The sequence below is a fragment of the Vibrio sp. 1F169 genome (assembly GCF_041439605.1).
Lineage (GTDB): Bacteria > Pseudomonadota > Gammaproteobacteria > Enterobacterales > Vibrionaceae > Vibrio > Vibrio tasmaniensis_A.
The window spans coordinates 1-16,543 of the sequence record NZ_JBGOOI010000061.1 but is presented as its reverse complement, the minus strand read 5'-3'; the positions used below and the strand labels follow the sequence as shown (position 1 = coordinate 16,543).

General features: G+C 44.0%; 14 protein-coding genes. 9 read left to right on the top strand and 5 right to left on the bottom strand.

Features of this window, described 5'->3' with window-relative positions; translation table 11 throughout:
• Positions 1 to 89: 89 nt before the first annotated feature.
• Positions 90 to 929 (top strand): tetratricopeptide repeat protein, encoded by an 840-nt coding sequence (locus ACED53_RS18300; RefSeq protein WP_009845608.1) that lies wholly within the window; start codon positions 90 to 92, stop codon positions 927 to 929.
• A 147-nt stretch (positions 930 to 1,076) separates the two neighbouring features.
• A complete protein-coding gene (locus ACED53_RS18295; RefSeq protein WP_017100646.1) occupies positions 1,077 to 2,333 on the top strand; it encodes a peptidoglycan DD-metalloendopeptidase family protein in 1,257 nt (418 codons plus the stop codon).
• A gap of 100 nt (positions 2,334 to 2,433) precedes the next feature.
• Here the strand turns inward: ACED53_RS18295 and ACED53_RS18290 are convergent, their stop codons facing one another.
• Positions 2,434 to 2,754: a heavy metal-binding domain-containing protein gene (locus ACED53_RS18290; RefSeq protein ID WP_371715282.1), complete on the bottom strand. Its 321-nt coding sequence runs from the start codon at positions 2,752 to 2,754 to the stop codon at positions 2,434 to 2,436.
• 72 nt (positions 2,755 to 2,826) lie between these two features.
• Positions 2,827 to 3,741 carry a LysR substrate-binding domain-containing protein gene (locus ACED53_RS18285; protein WP_017100645.1) on the bottom strand — a complete coding sequence of 305 codons (915 nt, stop codon included), beginning with the start codon at positions 3,739 to 3,741 and terminating at the stop codon, positions 2,827 to 2,829.
• 91 nt (positions 3,742 to 3,832) lie between these two features.
• On the opposite strand from ACED53_RS18285, the gene ACED53_RS18280 reads away from it, so the two are divergent.
• Positions 3,833 to 4,861, top strand: a complete 1,029-nt coding sequence (locus tag ACED53_RS18280; RefSeq protein ID WP_102580026.1) for a DMT family transporter — start codon at positions 3,833 to 3,835, stop codon at positions 4,859 to 4,861.
• Positions 4,862 to 4,891: 30 nt separating this feature from the next.
• Here the strand turns inward: ACED53_RS18280 and ACED53_RS18275 are convergent, their stop codons facing one another.
• Entirely contained in the window at positions 4,892 to 7,906 is a 3,015-nt protein-coding gene (locus ACED53_RS18275; protein ID WP_371715281.1) for an HD domain-containing phosphohydrolase, read from the bottom strand.
• Between the two features lie 278 nt (positions 7,907 to 8,184).
• On the opposite strand from ACED53_RS18275, the gene ACED53_RS18270 reads away from it, so the two are divergent.
• From ACED53_RS18270 to ACED53_RS18255, 4 genes are all read left to right on the top strand, one after another.
• The gene (locus ACED53_RS18270) at positions 8,185 to 8,931 is read left to right on the top strand and encodes a phosphatase (protein ID WP_017100643.1); all 747 of its coding nucleotides are present in this window, start codon (positions 8,185 to 8,187) and stop codon (positions 8,929 to 8,931) included.
• Positions 8,932 to 9,113: 182 nt separating this feature from the next.
• A complete protein-coding gene (locus ACED53_RS18265; protein ID WP_017100642.1) occupies positions 9,114 to 9,509 on the top strand; it encodes a cytochrome b562 in 396 nt (131 codons plus the stop codon).
• A gap of 326 nt (positions 9,510 to 9,835) precedes the next feature.
• Positions 9,836 to 10,186: a hypothetical protein gene (locus ACED53_RS18260; protein WP_017100641.1), complete on the top strand. Its 351-nt coding sequence runs from the start codon at positions 9,836 to 9,838 to the stop codon at positions 10,184 to 10,186.
• 111 nt (positions 10,187 to 10,297) lie between these two features.
• Positions 10,298 to 11,833, top strand: coding sequence for a PepSY domain-containing protein (locus tag ACED53_RS18255; protein ID WP_017100640.1), 1,536 nt, complete (start codon positions 10,298 to 10,300; stop codon positions 11,831 to 11,833).
• Between the two features lie 113 nt (positions 11,834 to 11,946).
• On the opposite strand, the gene ACED53_RS18250 is transcribed toward ACED53_RS18255, so the two are convergent.
• Positions 11,947 to 12,330, bottom strand: coding sequence for a VOC family protein (locus ACED53_RS18250; RefSeq protein ID WP_017100639.1), 384 nt, complete (start codon positions 12,328 to 12,330; stop codon positions 11,947 to 11,949).
• Positions 12,330 to 13,262 (bottom strand): LysR family transcriptional regulator, encoded by a 933-nt coding sequence (locus ACED53_RS18245; protein ID WP_102580027.1) that lies wholly within the window; start codon positions 13,260 to 13,262, stop codon positions 12,330 to 12,332. Before ACED53_RS18245 ends, ACED53_RS18250 begins: the two co-directional genes overlap by 1 nt.
• Before the next feature lie 488 nt (positions 13,263 to 13,750).
• Here ACED53_RS18245 and ACED53_RS18240 point away from each other — a divergent pair, with 488 nt between their 5' ends.
• Positions 13,751 to 14,944: a glycine C-acetyltransferase gene (locus ACED53_RS18240; protein ID WP_017100637.1), complete on the top strand. Its 1,194-nt coding sequence runs from the start codon at positions 13,751 to 13,753 to the stop codon at positions 14,942 to 14,944.
• A gap of 110 nt (positions 14,945 to 15,054) precedes the next feature.
• Complete coding sequence (gene tdh, locus ACED53_RS18235; RefSeq protein ID WP_004730216.1) at positions 15,055 to 16,086, top strand: L-threonine 3-dehydrogenase; 1,032 nt, start codon at positions 15,055 to 15,057, stop codon at positions 16,084 to 16,086.
• The last annotated feature ends 457 nt before the right edge of the window (positions 16,087 to 16,543 follow it).

Sequence of the window (16,543 nt, the reverse complement as noted above, 5' to 3'; positions counted from 1 at the left end):
ACGAATAAGCCAAACTTGTCGACTTCCTAGCTTGTATGACTATTACAAGATACAGTTAGCCTAAAGATGAAACATATAAGGAATGTATAATGCTTCGAATCTTATTGATTGCAGTTATCTCGGTGTTCAGCACGATGAGTTTTGCAAGCGAAGAGGTTGAGTACTCAGAATTGGACTATTTAGATCGACCGTTGATGGAACGCTATATCTTGGATGAATTGAAGCAGCTAAGAATGGACCAACAAGATCTTGAAAGACGTTTGACTATTCAGATGACCGACCGTGAGCTCGCTGTGGCGGACAAATCGCTGAATTACGCCAACGTGACTGTAACCTATTTTTTCTACATTATTGCGGGTGTCGCTTCACTTATCGCATTAGTTGGGTGGCAATCGCTTAAAGAACTCAAGCACACAACCAAAGAAATGGCTGACCAGCGATTGAATTCTATCGCTCAAGAGTACGAGAAGAAGTTTAACGTTCTTGAAAGGGATCTAAAGCGTAAGACTCGAATTATCTCAGAGAACAACCGAGAAATTGAAATCATCAATGAAATACACAACTTATGGTTGAGAGCGCAAAATGCTCAAACCGCAGAGCAAAAAATTGAGATTTACGATGAGATCTTAAAAGTCCGCCCTGGTGATTTAGAGGCGCTCACTTATAAAGCTGATGCCGCAATGGACATGCAGGAATACCACTGGGCAATGAGCTTATGTAATCGTGTATTGGAAGTGGATGATCAAAATGCCCATGCCTTGTACCAACGAGCTTGTTCGTATGCAAGATTAGGTGCTGAAGGTCAGGCAATCGACGACTTAGAGCGCTCTATCGAAGCCAGTGGCTCAATGCGAGAGTTGCTAGCTGAAGAGCCAGATTTTGAGATGCTACGCGGCTTAGATCGTTTTGAAGCGCTTTGTGAAGAGTAATTATTTAATGGCATGGTGAGCTTCGTACGCTTACTATGCTTTTAATCATTTTTACGGAACGGTTTCTTACATTTCGCTTATTTTACTGAATTAATTGTTATGTTATAACATTTGAAAAGTTCATTGTGATAACCGTTAAGTATTTTTATGAAGTTCCTCCGCACTGGCCTGATAGTGACTGCTATCAGCGCATTTTCACTTGCTTTATGTCTTTCTCTTTCTCCTGAACCACCAGAAGACATCGCTATCAAAATTACACCTTACCAAGGTGTGGTTTCGGCTGATGAGAAGCCATCGAGTTCAGACGTTGAGTCAAGTTCTCTGGTAAGAGTTCATTATTTTGTCAAAGTTGGGGATACACTCAGTAATGTATTTACCTCTTGGAAACTCCCTTACGGAACGGCTCAAAAGATACTTGAGGCCGATCTAGAATCACTGAAACTGGACACGATCAAGCCTGGTGATCATCTAGAGTTGTTGTTGGATAGTGACTCTAAGCAGCTAGTCGAATTGATTTACCATGAGAGCTTGGTTGAACAAGCTGTCTATACAGAAAATGATGACGGTAGTTTTAGTTATCAGTTCATCGAGACTCCTGGGGAATGGAAAGAAAAGCTGTACGCAGGTGCGGTGCAGGGTAGTTTTTCCACTTCAGCTTACAAGGCCGGTTTAACCAGTGCCCAGATAGCCAATATCACTCGAACGCTGAAAGATAAAATTAACTTCTCCAAAGAACTCAGAGCTGGCGACAGCTTTAATGTTTTGGTTAAAGAGCAATACATGGAAGATCACTTAACGGGTAAGACTGAAGTGCAAGGGGTCTCTATCAAGCTACGAAATAGGGAAGTGGCGGCTTTTCTTGCTGCGGATGGACGTTTCTATGACCGAGAAGGGAATAGCCTTGAGCAAGCTTTTAATCGATACCCAATAGACAAACAGTTCCGAAGAATCACTTCATCATTCAACCCATTCCGAAAGCATCCTGTGACTGGACGTGTATCGCCGCATAATGGTACTGATTTCGCCACACCTGTGGGTTCACCCGTTTATTCAACGGGAGACGGTAGGGTTGTGGCACTTCGTGACCATCCATATGCAGGGAAATACATAGTGATAGAACATAACAGTGTTTACAAAACTCGTTATCTGCATTTGAGTCGATTCTTGGTTAAGAAAGGGCAACAGATTAAGCGTGGGCAGGAAATTGCGTTGTCGGGTGCAACAGGCCGTTTAACAGGGCCTCACTTACATTTTGAAGTGTTGGTACGTGGAAGGGCGGTCGACGCGATGAAGGCTGACCTGCCTTTGGCAAGCTCTATATTACCGAAAGACAAGGGGGCGTTCCTTGCTCGAATTGCCTCTTTTGATGAGATAATCTCTGAGCAAGAAGGCAGAACGAGTTAAATTCACTTCAGCCACGGCTTATCCTTATTCCAACCTTCTGGTGATAAACAAACCGAACGTTGGAATAAGCATTTATTGAATCACATGATTTCAGATTCGATTAAGCGACGACAACCGCTGTGCCGCTGGCTGATACTATCAACATGCCATTACCTGTTCCTAAGACTTCATAATCGATATCGACACCAACCACTGCGTTTGCACCCGCTTCAATCGCTTTCTGCTCCAGCTCTTTGAATGCGTAGTTACGTGCTTTCTCCAGTTCCTTTTCATAGGTGCCAGAACGTCCACCGACGAAGTCGCGAATACCTGAAAACATATCCTTGAATACGTTAACCCCTAGGATGGCTTCTCCGGCGATAACCCCTTTGTAGTCGACAATGCGTTTGCCTTCAACAGATTGAGTGGTGGTAATAATCATAATGGCCTCTGTAAGTTAGATGGTTGGTTACTAGATGAGTTGTTACTAGTTGATTAGTTATTTGATGATTAGTTACTTGCTGAGTTTTGTCTCTGAGCGAGTGAATTCATGCCTCAACCATGTTCTCAGTTTTAGCACACTTTCTTGTTTTAATTTGTTTTTTGGACAAACGAAATAGAAATCTTGATGGGGGTTAGCCACTGGCTCACTAATTTCGACCAACATGCCATGGCTGATGTCATCTTTCACAAACAAGCGGTGAGTGACTAATACACCAAGCGAACGAATGGCAGCCTGTACGGCTTGAATCGAGACATCGAACGTCAAGTTACTGTGGAACGTCGGCATGGGTATTTGGTAATGATCGCACCACACTTGCCAGTCATGCTGTCTTCTTGGGTTGAAGACACCAATGGTTGGGTTTTGTTTCACCAGTTGTTCAACGCTTAATCCCATTTGGTTTTTCAATAGTGCTGGGCTGCACACCAATACCAGATCATCGTCACCGAGCTTTTCGCTGTAATATCGGTCCCACTCGCTCGGTTTACCGTGCACCAGCGCGATGTCCACACCTTCCTGCTCTATGTCGAAAGTGCCCGTTAACGTGGATATACGAATATCAAGAGAGGGAGCAAAGCTTTGGAATTCCGAAACTCGCGGGATCCACCAGTGCATGGCGAGTGAGTTCACCATGTTGAGGGTGATGCGGTGGTCGTTAGGCGTTTTGGCGAGTTCTTCTGTGGCTTCTATTACTTGTTCCAGTGCGGGTGCGACTTTTCGATAATATCGCTTACCTGCGGCATTGAGAACAACACGACGACCCACACGTTGGAACAGCGGCTTATTGACCAGTTGCTCTAATGATTTTATCGCTTGGCTTACTGCTGAGTGACTGACGTACAACACGCGAGCGGCTTCGGTCATGCTGCCTGTTTCGGCTACAGCAATGAAAGCATAAACGGATTTAAGTGGAACGAGTTTCTTCATTGGTAAGTTTTCCTTACAGTTGTGGTTAATATTACTCGCTATTTTTCATCACGTCACGCCTCTAAAATAACTGTCATAGGAGGTGATAATTATGTCTGATATTACCAAGGCGACGGCTTTCATGTTGTTGTCGACGTTCAGTTTGTCTTTAAGTGGCTTAATGGCCAAGTATCTATCGGTATCAATGCCCGTTTCATTTTTGAGTTTCGTGCGATTTTTGTTACCCAGCCTGTTTTTATTCTTATTTTTGATGTTTTACAAAATCACGAAACCTTCACTCGATATGTGGAAACCTTTAGTGATGCGTGCGATTTTTATGGTTGCATGCCAGTGGTGTTTCCTTACGTCTTTACAGACCCTAACACTCGTTGAAGGTGTGGTGTTGTTCAGCACTGGCCCTCTGTTCATTCCTTTGTTAGAAAAATTAATGTTTGGAACCAAGATTCATACAACCACAGTGATTTGTTTAGTTGTCACCTTTGTCGGCGTAGTGATGATGGCTGGGGATTGGTCGCAGTTTGAATTTGGCTCAGAGTTCTTTAGGCCAGCGTTGTTGCTAGGATTATTGGCGGGTGTGTTTAATTCGGGTTCACAAGTGAGTTTGTATCGAGCATCCAAGACTAGCCTGACACCCGCAGAGCTAAACGCGTGGACGTTCTTGGTCGCGGCAATCATTGTGATACCAATGGTTGTGTTTACTTCAGTATCTGTGGATCCAGATATGCTTGAGAGTGCTGCGGGCAATGGAACCTTTTCGGCTCTGCTATCTTTTGAAGGCTTACGCTGGATTGGGCTTGGCGCTTTTGGATTGGCTCTATTTACTATTAACACGCAAATCTTCCGCTCGAAAGCGTACAAGTTGGCAGACAGCGGTTCTCAGTTGGCTCCCCTAATTTTCACTAACATGCTGTTCAGTGCGTTATGGCAGAGCTTGTTCTTTGATGACGTGTTTTCATCTCAGCAGTTAATCGGCATCAATTTGATAGTCGTGGCGAGCATAACCAATACTCTATTGGCTAAAAGACACAGCAAAGCAAAAGCCAAGCAAACACCTCGAGCTGCTGTGGCTTTTGCGACTGCAGCAGATGCTGCGGTTTTGGACTCTGCCGTTAAAAGCTAAACATTGAGGCTGAAGATTGCAGACAAAAGCCTAGAACAATGAACGAATGTACTCTTTTACTCGGTCGATGTGTTCGTTTGGTTTAATCTCGCAACGCTGTTTAGTCTCTAGGAATCGCTCAGCGTATTTGTCGTAGATTTTGTTTTCCAAAAACAGCAAATACAGCTTGGGGTCGATATGACCGCTGGTGGCCATGTCGGTCATGATGTTGAGTGATTCGCTTAGGAGTTTTCCTTTCTTATACGGGCGATCACTGGAGGTGAGCGCTTCGAATACATCGGCAATGGCCATCGCTCTAGACGGCAAAGGTAACTGGTCTTCGCTTAAGCCTCTCGGGTAACCCTTGCCATCGATACGTTCGTGGTGTCCGCTGGCAATGTCAGGAATGTTCTTGAGATAAGATGGATAAGGTAGCTTGTTGAGCATGGTGAAGGTTTGAATGATATGGTCGTTTATCATGAAGCGTTCTTCGTCGTTTAAGGTACCGCGACGTACTTTCAAATTGTGCAATTCACCTTGGTTGTACTTGACTTCACCAGGTTTGAGTACAAACGCTTCTTGCCACACGTTGGCTGGGTTAAAGCCATTATCCCAAGGTATTTTATGTTCGGGTTTATCAGCAAGTAGTGGCTCCATCACGGGCAGCGTTTGGTCTTTTCTTGCTGGCTCAGCTTCACTCTTCTTTGTCGTGTCTTGTTGTTCATTGAATCTCTCTTTTTCAGACCAAGATAACCCTAGCTGATCGTCGAGTGTTCGTTTCCACTGGCGCTTGGCTATTCGGTCTAAGCGTTCTAGTTGTTCGTCCGTCATCGACTCTCCACCAAGATTGCATTCAGCAACGAAGGCAAATTCTTCATCCAATTCTGACAAGCTTTGTTCGAGGATCTTAAGCTGATCCTCTTGAAGCGCTCCGTTCGCTATGGCTTTCCAGTAGTCGGTTTCAGCCTGTTGTTTTAACAGTTCGAAACGCATTCGCACTTCGTGGATTCGGTCGTAAATGGTTTCCAATTTTGTCGCTTTGTCTACGACATACTCAGGTGTGGTGACTTTCCCACAGTCATGTAACCAAGCAGCCAGCATGAGTTCTTCCCATTGTTTATTATCAAGCGAGAACTGCGGGTAGTAACGGTCGTCATCTATAGTCGCTTGGGTTAACCATTTGGTCAGTTCGGGTACTCGCTGACAGTGACCGCCAGTGTATGGGGATTTGGTATCAATCGCAGATGCTATTAACTCGATAAAGGCATTGAGCATGTCTTTCTGTTGCTGCATTTGGTCAATGTTGTCTTTAGCGATTTCAGCAAAGCTCAGTAGCTCCCTCAAAAATGCGTGTTTGTCTGCCTGCATCTTGGTGATTGGTCTTTCATAGCCAATTGCAACAATACCCACCAACAACTTCTCACGGTTTAATAGTGGAAACAGGTACAGATCTGAATTGAAGATCGAATCTTGGTAATAGTTGAGAACATTGCCTTCTCGGTTTAAGTGGATGGTTTCTCCAGATTTAAGCTGGCACAGCAACCAAGGGGTGTGCTTGATGAAGTCATTAATGTCGGCTTTAAAAGGGAGAATGGCAAGGTTAGCTGCCGTATCAAACACGTCTTTCTCTTTTGATTGAGTGAAGAGGACGATGGTTTCTGCTTTGGTAATCAAATAGCTTTGATGAGCGATATTTTTGGCTAATATCGAAAATTCCTGATTCCCGGCCGTGTCTCGAAGTAGTGTAATCAGATCATGAAGTGTGTGTTCCATCAGCTCAATTGAGTGGGCGAGGTTAGCCACTTCTTGAATCATGCTTTTGGGATAATGAGTTCGCCTGAAGTCAAATCGTGCGATGTTGTCGGTGAGTTGCATCAGCGTATTAAGCGGCTGAGACAAACGATTGGCGACAAACCATACGATAGCGAAGCAGATGAACAACATCCCAATCGCGACGGCGACTTGCTTGTCACGCATCGAGATAAGATCAGAGAGCAACTCATTGTGTGGCGTAGCCTCTGCCAAATATAAAGTGACATTCTGAGTGAGCTCAACAGGCGTTAGTGTTAATGCCCAAGTGTTTAGGTTGTATTCAACGTTTTTTAGGTTGAGGTTTAATTTCTCCTCGTCGGAGATAAGTGGTGCTATGACGGATGCTTCCAACTGTTCACGTTTGGGCACATTAAAGAAGCTTTGGTCTTGCTCACTGCCAGAGAGTTTCCCCGTCGTTTGGTTATTCGTTTTCTCAGTTTTACTTGTGTTGTTAGGCTGGGAGGTAAGCTTGGGAATTGATAGATCAAGTTGATGTTGGCCGAGAAGATTGAAATGTTGATCGAACAGAGCGAGTCGGGTTGGTGGAGAGTAGGCCAATTCACTGATCTGGGAAGAGAGAGATTTCAACGTGAAGTCGGCACCAACGACATGCTTGCCATCCAAAGAACGTCTAGAAAGCGTGATGCCATTGGTTTGCAAGAAATAGAACAGGTAGGGCTCAGAGAGTTGTATTGAGCCGTCAGGCTTTGCGTTACGAAACCAAGGTCGAGTCGTGGGGTTGAACTTACTCTCGGCTTGTCGGGTACTGATCACTTGGTGTGCGCCATCGAGAAAGGTAATAAAGTTTTCACCATCTAGATTGGTGCTGCTGACCATCATGGTCGCTTTCGCGGGAGCGTTGTTGTCGGCTCTCTGTTTAATGGAACTCAGAGGGCGAAAGATTCTGAAGTCACCATCTTCAGAGCCATAGAACAGAGCGACTAAATTGGTATTTTGTTTGAAGATGATATCGACCGAAGCAAGCCAAGATTCTTTTTCGACGGAGGAGGTTTGATGAGCAACAAACGGGCTCACTGCCATCACGTTTAAGGTTGTGATGACTGGGGCAATAGCTTGTTTAAATACCGATTCCAGTTTATCGCGATGTTCATTACTGACTTCGCGCACTGTGCCTAAAAGCAGTTCTTGAGAATGCCGATAACTTATCGAAATCAGTACGGTACCGACAAGAGTGGTCAAAATTAAGAAAAGGCTAGTGATGTGGATACTCAGCGGATATCGTCTTCTTCTCATCTAACACTCCAGTTTGTAGACTGGTTTAAGTATTGACGAACTTGGGTAGGTTGCAAAAAATTGGCGTAATTACCGAGTATGATCGATTTTACTTAGATAAGAAAAGCGTTAGCGTCTTCTGGTAGCCACGTATTCCCGTGTCGTGTAAATGAATACCTAATAAACCTTTATGTTTGGGTGCTAATTGTCACTTTCAACTGATAAACTGGTCGAATTGTTGCTATTAAGCACTCATTTCTTAAGCACGTTTTTTGACCGAGCGAAGAGGGCATTGATTCATGGAACTAAAAGTAGACACCCACACCCACACATACGCAAGTGGTCATGCTTACAGCACGTTGATCGAGAATGCAAAATCGGCAAAACAAAACGGTTTAGCTATGTTTTGTACGACCGACCATTCCGAGTCTATGCCGGGCGCGCCACACTATTGGTTTTTCAGTAACCAACGTGTGCTCCCTCGTTTTATTGAAGATGTCGCTATTATTCGAGGTGTCGAGTCAAACATCATGAACACACAGGGTGAAATCGACATTCATCCGAGTGTGGATAAGAATCTAGATTGGGTGATTGCCAGCTTCCACGAGCCCGTTTTTCGCCCGTCGGATGTTGCTACTCATACAGAAGCATTGTTGAATGTGATTAAAGGCGGTCGTGTTAATGCACTTGGTCATTTAGGCAACCCAAATTTTGATTTCGATTTTGAAGTTGTGATTCAATGTGCGGCGGAACATAACGTAGCAATCGAAATTAATAACACCACGCTTAAAGGCAATAGCCGCGTTGGCAGTGTTGATCGTTGTTACGAGATCGCAAGAATTGCTAAAGCGAAAGGTGCGTTTATTACGACAGGTAGCGATGCGCATTTCTGCATAGATGTGGGTGGATTGGATCTCGTGTCTTCACTACTTGGTGAGGTGGGCGTGGATTCGAGTAAAGTGATTACCCATTCACCACAGCAATTCCTAGCCTTTTTGGTATTACGTGGTCGTCAATCGATTGCCGAGTTTTCGGTATTTGAGTGATGGTTTGTCCGGTACTTTATACTTTTTAGTCATTGGTTAGCTAGCTAGTTTGCATTTCGACACAATCAATTTTTGTGCCCGACGGATTTTTGTATACACTAACCGAAAATAATAAAGTCGAAGTGCCACAGTACAATAATGATGGCTCTAACTTCAAAGACACCGCTTCACTTGGAGAAATAATGAAAACTCGCTCAATCCTTTTATCTGGCTTAATCGCTGCTTCAGTATTGTCTGGCAACGCATTTGCTAATGTTGACCTTAAGAAAAACATGCAAGAAATGAAGCTTGCGTTCAAACAAGCGGCAGAAGCTCAAAGCATTGAAGAGATGCAAAAGCCTATCGTTCGTTTAGATACGCTAGTGGCAGAGCTCAAAACGGGTGTTTACCCAGTCGAGAAAGAAGACAACTTCATGGAAGGGTTCAAAAAGATCAGTGCATCATTGGATAGCATTGAGCAGAAGCTAGACCAAGGTGACTTAGAGTCGGCACAGCAGGAACTTCGTACTATTGACGGCCTTCGTGAAGAGTACCATGAGAAGCGTAATCCAAGCATTTGGAGCAAGATCTTCGGCTAATTTGCCAATCAATTGAGTTTGCTAGATACGTAACAAAGAGCAAAACCTCAAGATTCGATTTCTAAAACGCTGTCTTACATTACCCTCTTTAGGGGAAGGTGTAAGGCGGCGTTTTTTATTGTCGTTTCTCTAAACAGTTTACTGCTATTTTTCTAGACATTTTACTGCTAATAGACGCGTAACATTCTTTTGGCTCTTTGGTTGTAACCAGTTTTTAACTAAAAAGAGTGTGCGTTAGCTTCAATTTTTTAACTTGCTGTTAATCTTTACGTTTACCTATATTCCAAGTCCCTCATAATAAGGGAAATTTATAAAGATTTGGAATAATGCGCCGAACTTCGTTCAACTTCTCCATGTTACTTGCTACAGCATTAAGCTGGGTGCTGGTGACATTAATGCCTGTTATCAATGCTCATGGTAATAGTGTGGGAGTATGGGCGTCGTTATGTACGGTCAATGGCTTTGAACTGGTTCAAATTGAAGAAGGTGAACCTAATACTCACAAAGGAAAGCCGTGTCCCTTTAGCCATTTTTCCACGTTTCACCAAGACGAACTTCCAACTACACTACTGACAACTCGACTGAGTTCTATTGTCTCAGACAGCTACGCTTTTTTGGCTCTAAGCGAACGCTATATGAGGCAAGCCCCGCGCGGCCCTCCCTTTGTTACTGCTTAAACCTAACCCACTAAAATAATTAAAAAATAAAGTATTAAGTAAAGTTAAACATGCTCAAATTACTTTCTGATCTTTCAGAAGGTATGTTTGCGTGTGTCAAAGGAAATAATAATGTTGAGAAATGAATCTCAAACCCCTGCGAAAGCACAAGCAACTTCGCAGTCTAAAAGCAGTGCAACAACTGGTTCGAAAACCAATATAAAAAGCAAAGACCGCAATAAAACTCTCTACTTCCTCACTTGGCGCTGGCACTTCTATGCTGGGCTATTCGTTATCCCGTTTATGTTGATGTTGAGTATTACTGGCTTGGTGATGCTGTTTGATGATGAAATCGAACTCGCTTTCCATCAAGACGCGATTGAAATTGTTGCATCGGGCGAACTGATCAAGGTGTCACAACAATTAGCTGCTGTACAAAATCACTACCCACAAGGTACGGTGACACAATTTGTACCGAGTAAAACGCCTGATCTGGCCAACCGTTTTTCGGTAGCACTTGAAGACGGAACATCTGTTTTCGCCACGGTGAATCAATACACGGGCGAAGTGGTCGGAGAAATCCCGCGCAGCGATAGCCTTTATCAGCTGGCGAATGACATCCACGGCACGTTGTTGATTGGTGATTGGGGTGATTACCTAATTGAAGTCGCAATAAGCTTGTCTATTCTGTTACTCATCAGTGGTATTTACTTATGGTTACCGAGAGATAACGCGAGCCGCGCTGGCTTTCTTAAGCTTAGGTTTGCTTCAGGAACACGTGTATTAATGCGTGATCTGCATGCGAACATCGGTGGAACACTGTCATTCATTCTTCTGTTATTTATTCTATCGGGATTATCATGGACAGGTTTTTGGGGCGGTAAGCTAGTGCAAGCATGGAGTACTTTTCCTGCTCAAATGTGGGATGACATTCCTCTGTCTAACGAAACGCATGCTTCTTTAAATCACGGGTCCGAAGAGGAAATGCCTTGGAACCTAGAGCAAACTCCATTGCCTTTATCTCAAGATAAGCCAGCAGAACACGTCCACCAAGTAGAAGAAGTGTCTGAAGCTCATGATCACTCCAAGATGGGTGAGGATCATTCTCAGCATGTATTATCTGCCAGTAATTTCTCGATTGATGATGTGATAGAAAAAGCTCAATCTATTGGTTTTACACAATATAAAGTCAATTTTCCGCGCTCAGAAACGGGCGTTTACACCGTGGCTGCCAATACCATGGGCGGTGACATTATCGATCCAACTGAAGATCGCACGACTCACCTCGACCAGTATTCAGGGCGCATTCTAGGAGAGGTGACGTGGCAAGATTACAATTTATTCGCCAAAACCTTAGCCGTCGGTATTTCTCTGCATCAAGGTGACATCAGCATCATTAATAAGCTTCTAAATGCGTTGTTCTGTTTGGCGTTCATTGTGGTGTCAGTGACTGGTGGAGTAATGTGGTGGATACGCAGACCTTCAGGCCAAAGAAAGTTGGGAACGCCACCGAAGTTTGGCGATGCAGGCTTATGGAAAACGGGTTTAGTGACTGTGGTTATTATTTCGATATTGTTTCCACTCGCGGGTGCAACGATTGTGATTGCAATGCTATTGGATTGGTTACTGTTTTCACGCGTTGAGAGATTCAAGACCGCGTTGAGTTAATTGACATGCAAACGGACTTTCTCTATTTGAGAAGGTCCGTTTTATTAATCAGATGATCGCTTCTTTTGTGAAGAAGACTTTAGACTTGATACGGCTCTAGATCTGATAAAGCTTTAGATCTGATAAAGTTCTAGCGGCAGGCCGTCTGGGTCTGCGAAAAACGTAAATGATTTCCCCGTAAACTCATCAACACGAATCGGTTCGACGTCGATTCCTTGTGCTTCCAAATAGTTTTTGACTTGTTGAACGTCATCAACACAAAAAGCTAGATGTCTTAGCCCTTGGGCTTCAGGAAAACTTGGTCTTTCAGGTGCGTTAGGGAAACTGAATAATTCTATTTGTGCACCATTGGGCAGTGCCAAGTCGAGCTTGTGCGACTGGCGTGCTTCGCGGTAATTCTCTGCAATAATTTCTAGCTTTAAAATCTCAGTGTAAAACCGTTTAGAGATTTCGTAGTCTGAACAGATGATCGCGGTGTGGTGTATTCCCCTAAGCATTAGTTGATTTCTCCTGCCAACTTTTCACCCAAGTGCTCCATCGCGTAATCAATGAACACACGTAGGCGAGCAGGCATATACTTGGTTTGAGCAAACTGCATCGCGATAGCGCCATGGTAGTTACTCTTGATGGTCCAATCTTCTAATACTTGTACGACAGAACCTTCAGCCAATGCATCTTGAATCACGAAGTCATGGAATATACCGACGCCAAGCCCTTCTTTCACGCCTTTAAGTCGCATTTGAGAATGGTTTACAGCGTAACGCCCACTGACGGGAACGGTGTGAAACTCATCATCTTTTAGAAAGTCCCAAATGTGGTCTTTATCTGTTTCCGCAAGATACAAACAATCGTGTTCAGACAGCTCCGTAGGGTGGTGAGGAATCCCTTTCGCTTGTAAATAGCTAGGGCTTGCACACAACACGAGATTTGTTTTTCCTAATGCTTTCAATACCAAACTTTCGTCGGGCTTATCGGTAAGGCGAAAAGCAATGTCGATACCTTGACGTAATATGTCAATGTCGCCATCAGCCGCTCTTAACTTAAGTTGGATCTCAGGGTACTGATTTAAGAATGGTGCAACAAAAGGCTGTAGAACCGAGTTCAAGAAGGCTTCAGGGGCTGCTACCGTTATCGATCCAGCAGGTTCGGTATGGTCAGATGTCGACAACTCAACCGCTTGTTGCGCCGCATTAATCATTACCACGCTCTGATCGTAAACCAGTTGACCTGCTTGCGTGATGATAAGAGTACGGGTGGTTCGCTCGAACAGCTTTACTGAGAGCGCTTTTTCTAGACGTGTGATCAATTTACTCAACGCTGAGGGTGTCACCCCTAACTGCTTTGCTGCAGCGGTAAAGCTACCTTCATTCACAACTAAGATAAACGAGGCGAGATCGGGAAGTAGGGCGATGAGTTTTGGGTTAATCATAAGTATCCAGTTGGGCTAGTTGCAACGGTGAGCTTATTGACAATTGTGAGTGATCTCTTCTGATTTGTGAATCAATTTCATTAATTGCTTAGCGTGATTGCTCTGATAGATTGATGTGTTTGTAGCTTATCTGTATAGCGGAGTTGCTGATGCACATTCTAAGAGAAGCGGATAATCATCACCATATCGTTCTGAGATGAAAAATAGAGATCTGATATGAAAGTGAAATTAGACACAAACGGAAGGGGACTTGACGTTAAAAAGAGCAGGTAAGACGCGTTTATGTGCCCTGTGTCACTGGGATGAATCATTATTCGTGCCTGTGATTCATTAATGTTTTTCCAACTAAAGGGATAATCGAGAAGGGGATGTTCAACTAGAATAGGGGTATAAGTTTTACAGTGTAAATGATCGAATTGAAATCGTTTACATCCCCTACATAATGCGGCGCGCGATGCTGCTGAATAATAATTAGGAAGGAATAGACAATGTCTTCTGCATTTTACCAACAGATTCAAACTCAAATCGAAGAAGTTAAAGAAGAAGGTCTTTACAAGTCTGAGCGCATTATCACTTCTGCTCAAAAAGCAGCGGTTTCTATCTCGACTGGTGAAGAAGTACTAAACTTCTGTGCAAACAACTACTTAGGCCTTGCTAACCACCCTGACCTTATCGAAGCGGCTAAAGACGGTATGGATCAACACGGTTTTGGTATGGCTTCTGTTCGTTTCATCTGTGGTACTCAAGACTCTCACAAAGAACTAGAGCAAAAGCTATCTACGTTCCTTGGTAAAGAAGACACTATCCTTTACACATCTTGCTTTGATGCAAACGCTGGCCTATTCGAAACGATCCTAGGCAAAGAAGACGCAATCATTTCTGATGCTCTAAACCACGCATCTATCATTGATGGTGTTCGTCTATGTAAAGCAATGCGCTTCCGTTACTCGAACAACAACATGGAAGAGCTAGAGCAGCAACTTATCGCAGCTAAAGAAGCAGGCGCTCGTCACACACTAATCGTAACTGACGGTGTGTTCTCTATGGACGGCGTAGTCGCTAACCTTCCTGCTATCTGTGACCTTGCTGACAAGTACGGTGCACTAGTGATGGTTGATGACTCTCACGCAGTTGGCTTCATGGGTGAAAACGGCGCGGGTACTCACGAGTTCCATAACGTTGTTGACCGTATCGACATCATCACAGGTACGCTTGGTAAAGCAATGGGTGGCGCTTCAGGCGGTTATACTTCTGGTAAGAAAGAAGTAATCGACTGGTTACGTCAGCGTTCTCGTCCATACCTATTCTCTAACTCTGTTGCACCTGCAATCGTATCGGCGTCTATCCGTGTTCTAGATCTTCTAGCGGAATCTGGCGACCTACGTACTCAACTATGGGAAAACTCTGCTCACTTCCGTACTCGCATGGAAGAAGCGGGCTTCACAATGGGTGGTGCTGACCACGCTATCATCCCAATCATGCTTGGTGATGCAAAAGTAGCGGCTGAATTTGCAGAGCGCGCCCTAGAGAAAGGCATCTACGTTGTAGGTTTCTCTTTCCCTGTAGTACCAAAAGGCCAAGCTCGTATCCGTACGCAAATGTCTGCTGCACACTCTCGTGAGCAACTGGATCGCGCAATCGATGCGTTCATCCAAGTTGGTAAAGACATGGCTATCATCTAATTTTAAAGGGGTGCCTTGTGCATCCTTTGATTAGATAGAACAACACCCAATAGAACATATAGATTTTTGATTCTCGCCTTACAGTTAGGCGAGATGAACTGGATAACATTATGAAAATTAAAGCACTTTCTAAGCTTAAGCCTGAAGAAGGCATCTGGATGACCGAGGTTGAAAAACCTGAAATGGGTCATAATGATCTTCTTATTCGTATTAAGAAAACTGCAATTTGTGGTACAGACGTACATATCTACAACTGGGATGAGTGGTCACAAAACACAATTCCAGTACCTATGGTGGTAGGTCACGAATACGTGGGTGAAGTTGTTGGCATCGGCCAAGAAGTTCGTGGTTTTGAAATCGGCGACCGTGTATCTGGTGAAGGCCATATCACATGTGGTCACTGTCGTAACTGTCGTGGCGGCCGTACTCACCTTTGTCGTAACACAACAGGTGTTGGCGTAAACCGCACTGGTGCGTTCTCTGAGTTCCTTGTGATCCCTGCGTTCAACGCATTTAAGATCCCTGCAGAAATCTCTGACGATCTAGCATCAATCTTTGACCCGTTTGGTAACGCAGTACACACAGCGCTTTCTTTCGACCTAGTAGGCGAAGACGTGCTAATCACTGGTGCTGGTCCAATCGGTATCATGGCTGCTGCTGTTGCTAAGCACGTTGGTGCTCGTCACGTTGTAATCACTGACGTAAACGAATACCGCCTAGACCTTGCTCGTCAAATGGGTGTAACTCGCGCAGTAAACGTAATGGAAGAGAAGCTTGAAGACGTAATGGCTGATCTCGGCATGACTGAGGGCTTCGATGTAGGCCTAGAAATGTCTGGTAACCCATCTGCGTTCAATAGCATGCTGACTAACATGAACCACGGCGGTAAGATCTCTCTACTAGGTATTCCACCATCAGACATGGCAGTAGACTGGAACCAAGTAATCTTTAAAGGCTTGGTTATCAAAGGTATCTACGGTCGTGAGATGTTCGAAACTTGGTACAAGATGGCTTCTTTGATTCAATCAGGCCTAGATCTAACACCAATCATTACTCACCACTACAAAGTGGACGACTTCCAGAAAGGCTTCGACATGATGCGCTCTGGTATGTCAGGTAAAGTAATTTTAGACTGGGAGTAGGTTACTACCAGTTTTGAATGTTAGAAGGCAACAGGTAAAACTGTTGCCTTTTTTATCGCCACTCTGTAGCCATATTTAATTTATAAATAATTTAACCAATTGATATTTATTGGTTATTTTTTATTTCGCATATAGTGGCAAGTTTGATTCAATCAGGGTTAGACCTATCACCAATCATTACCTCATCACTTTAAAATTGATGATTTCCAAGCTGGCTTCGATGCTATACGTAGGGGGCTTTCTGGCAAGGTTTTCCTTGATTGGGAATAGAAAAATTAGGCTCTAAATAGCAAAAGGCGACAGTGAAAATTGTCGCCTTTTTTACGAATAAAACAGCTAAATAACGGTCGTTTACAGTGTCTACCGCCACTTTTTCGCCATTAATTCTCTAATGGATTGAGGGGCTTTGTTGCGTAATTCAGTGGAACTAAATCCAGAACCTACGATCTGATCAGCT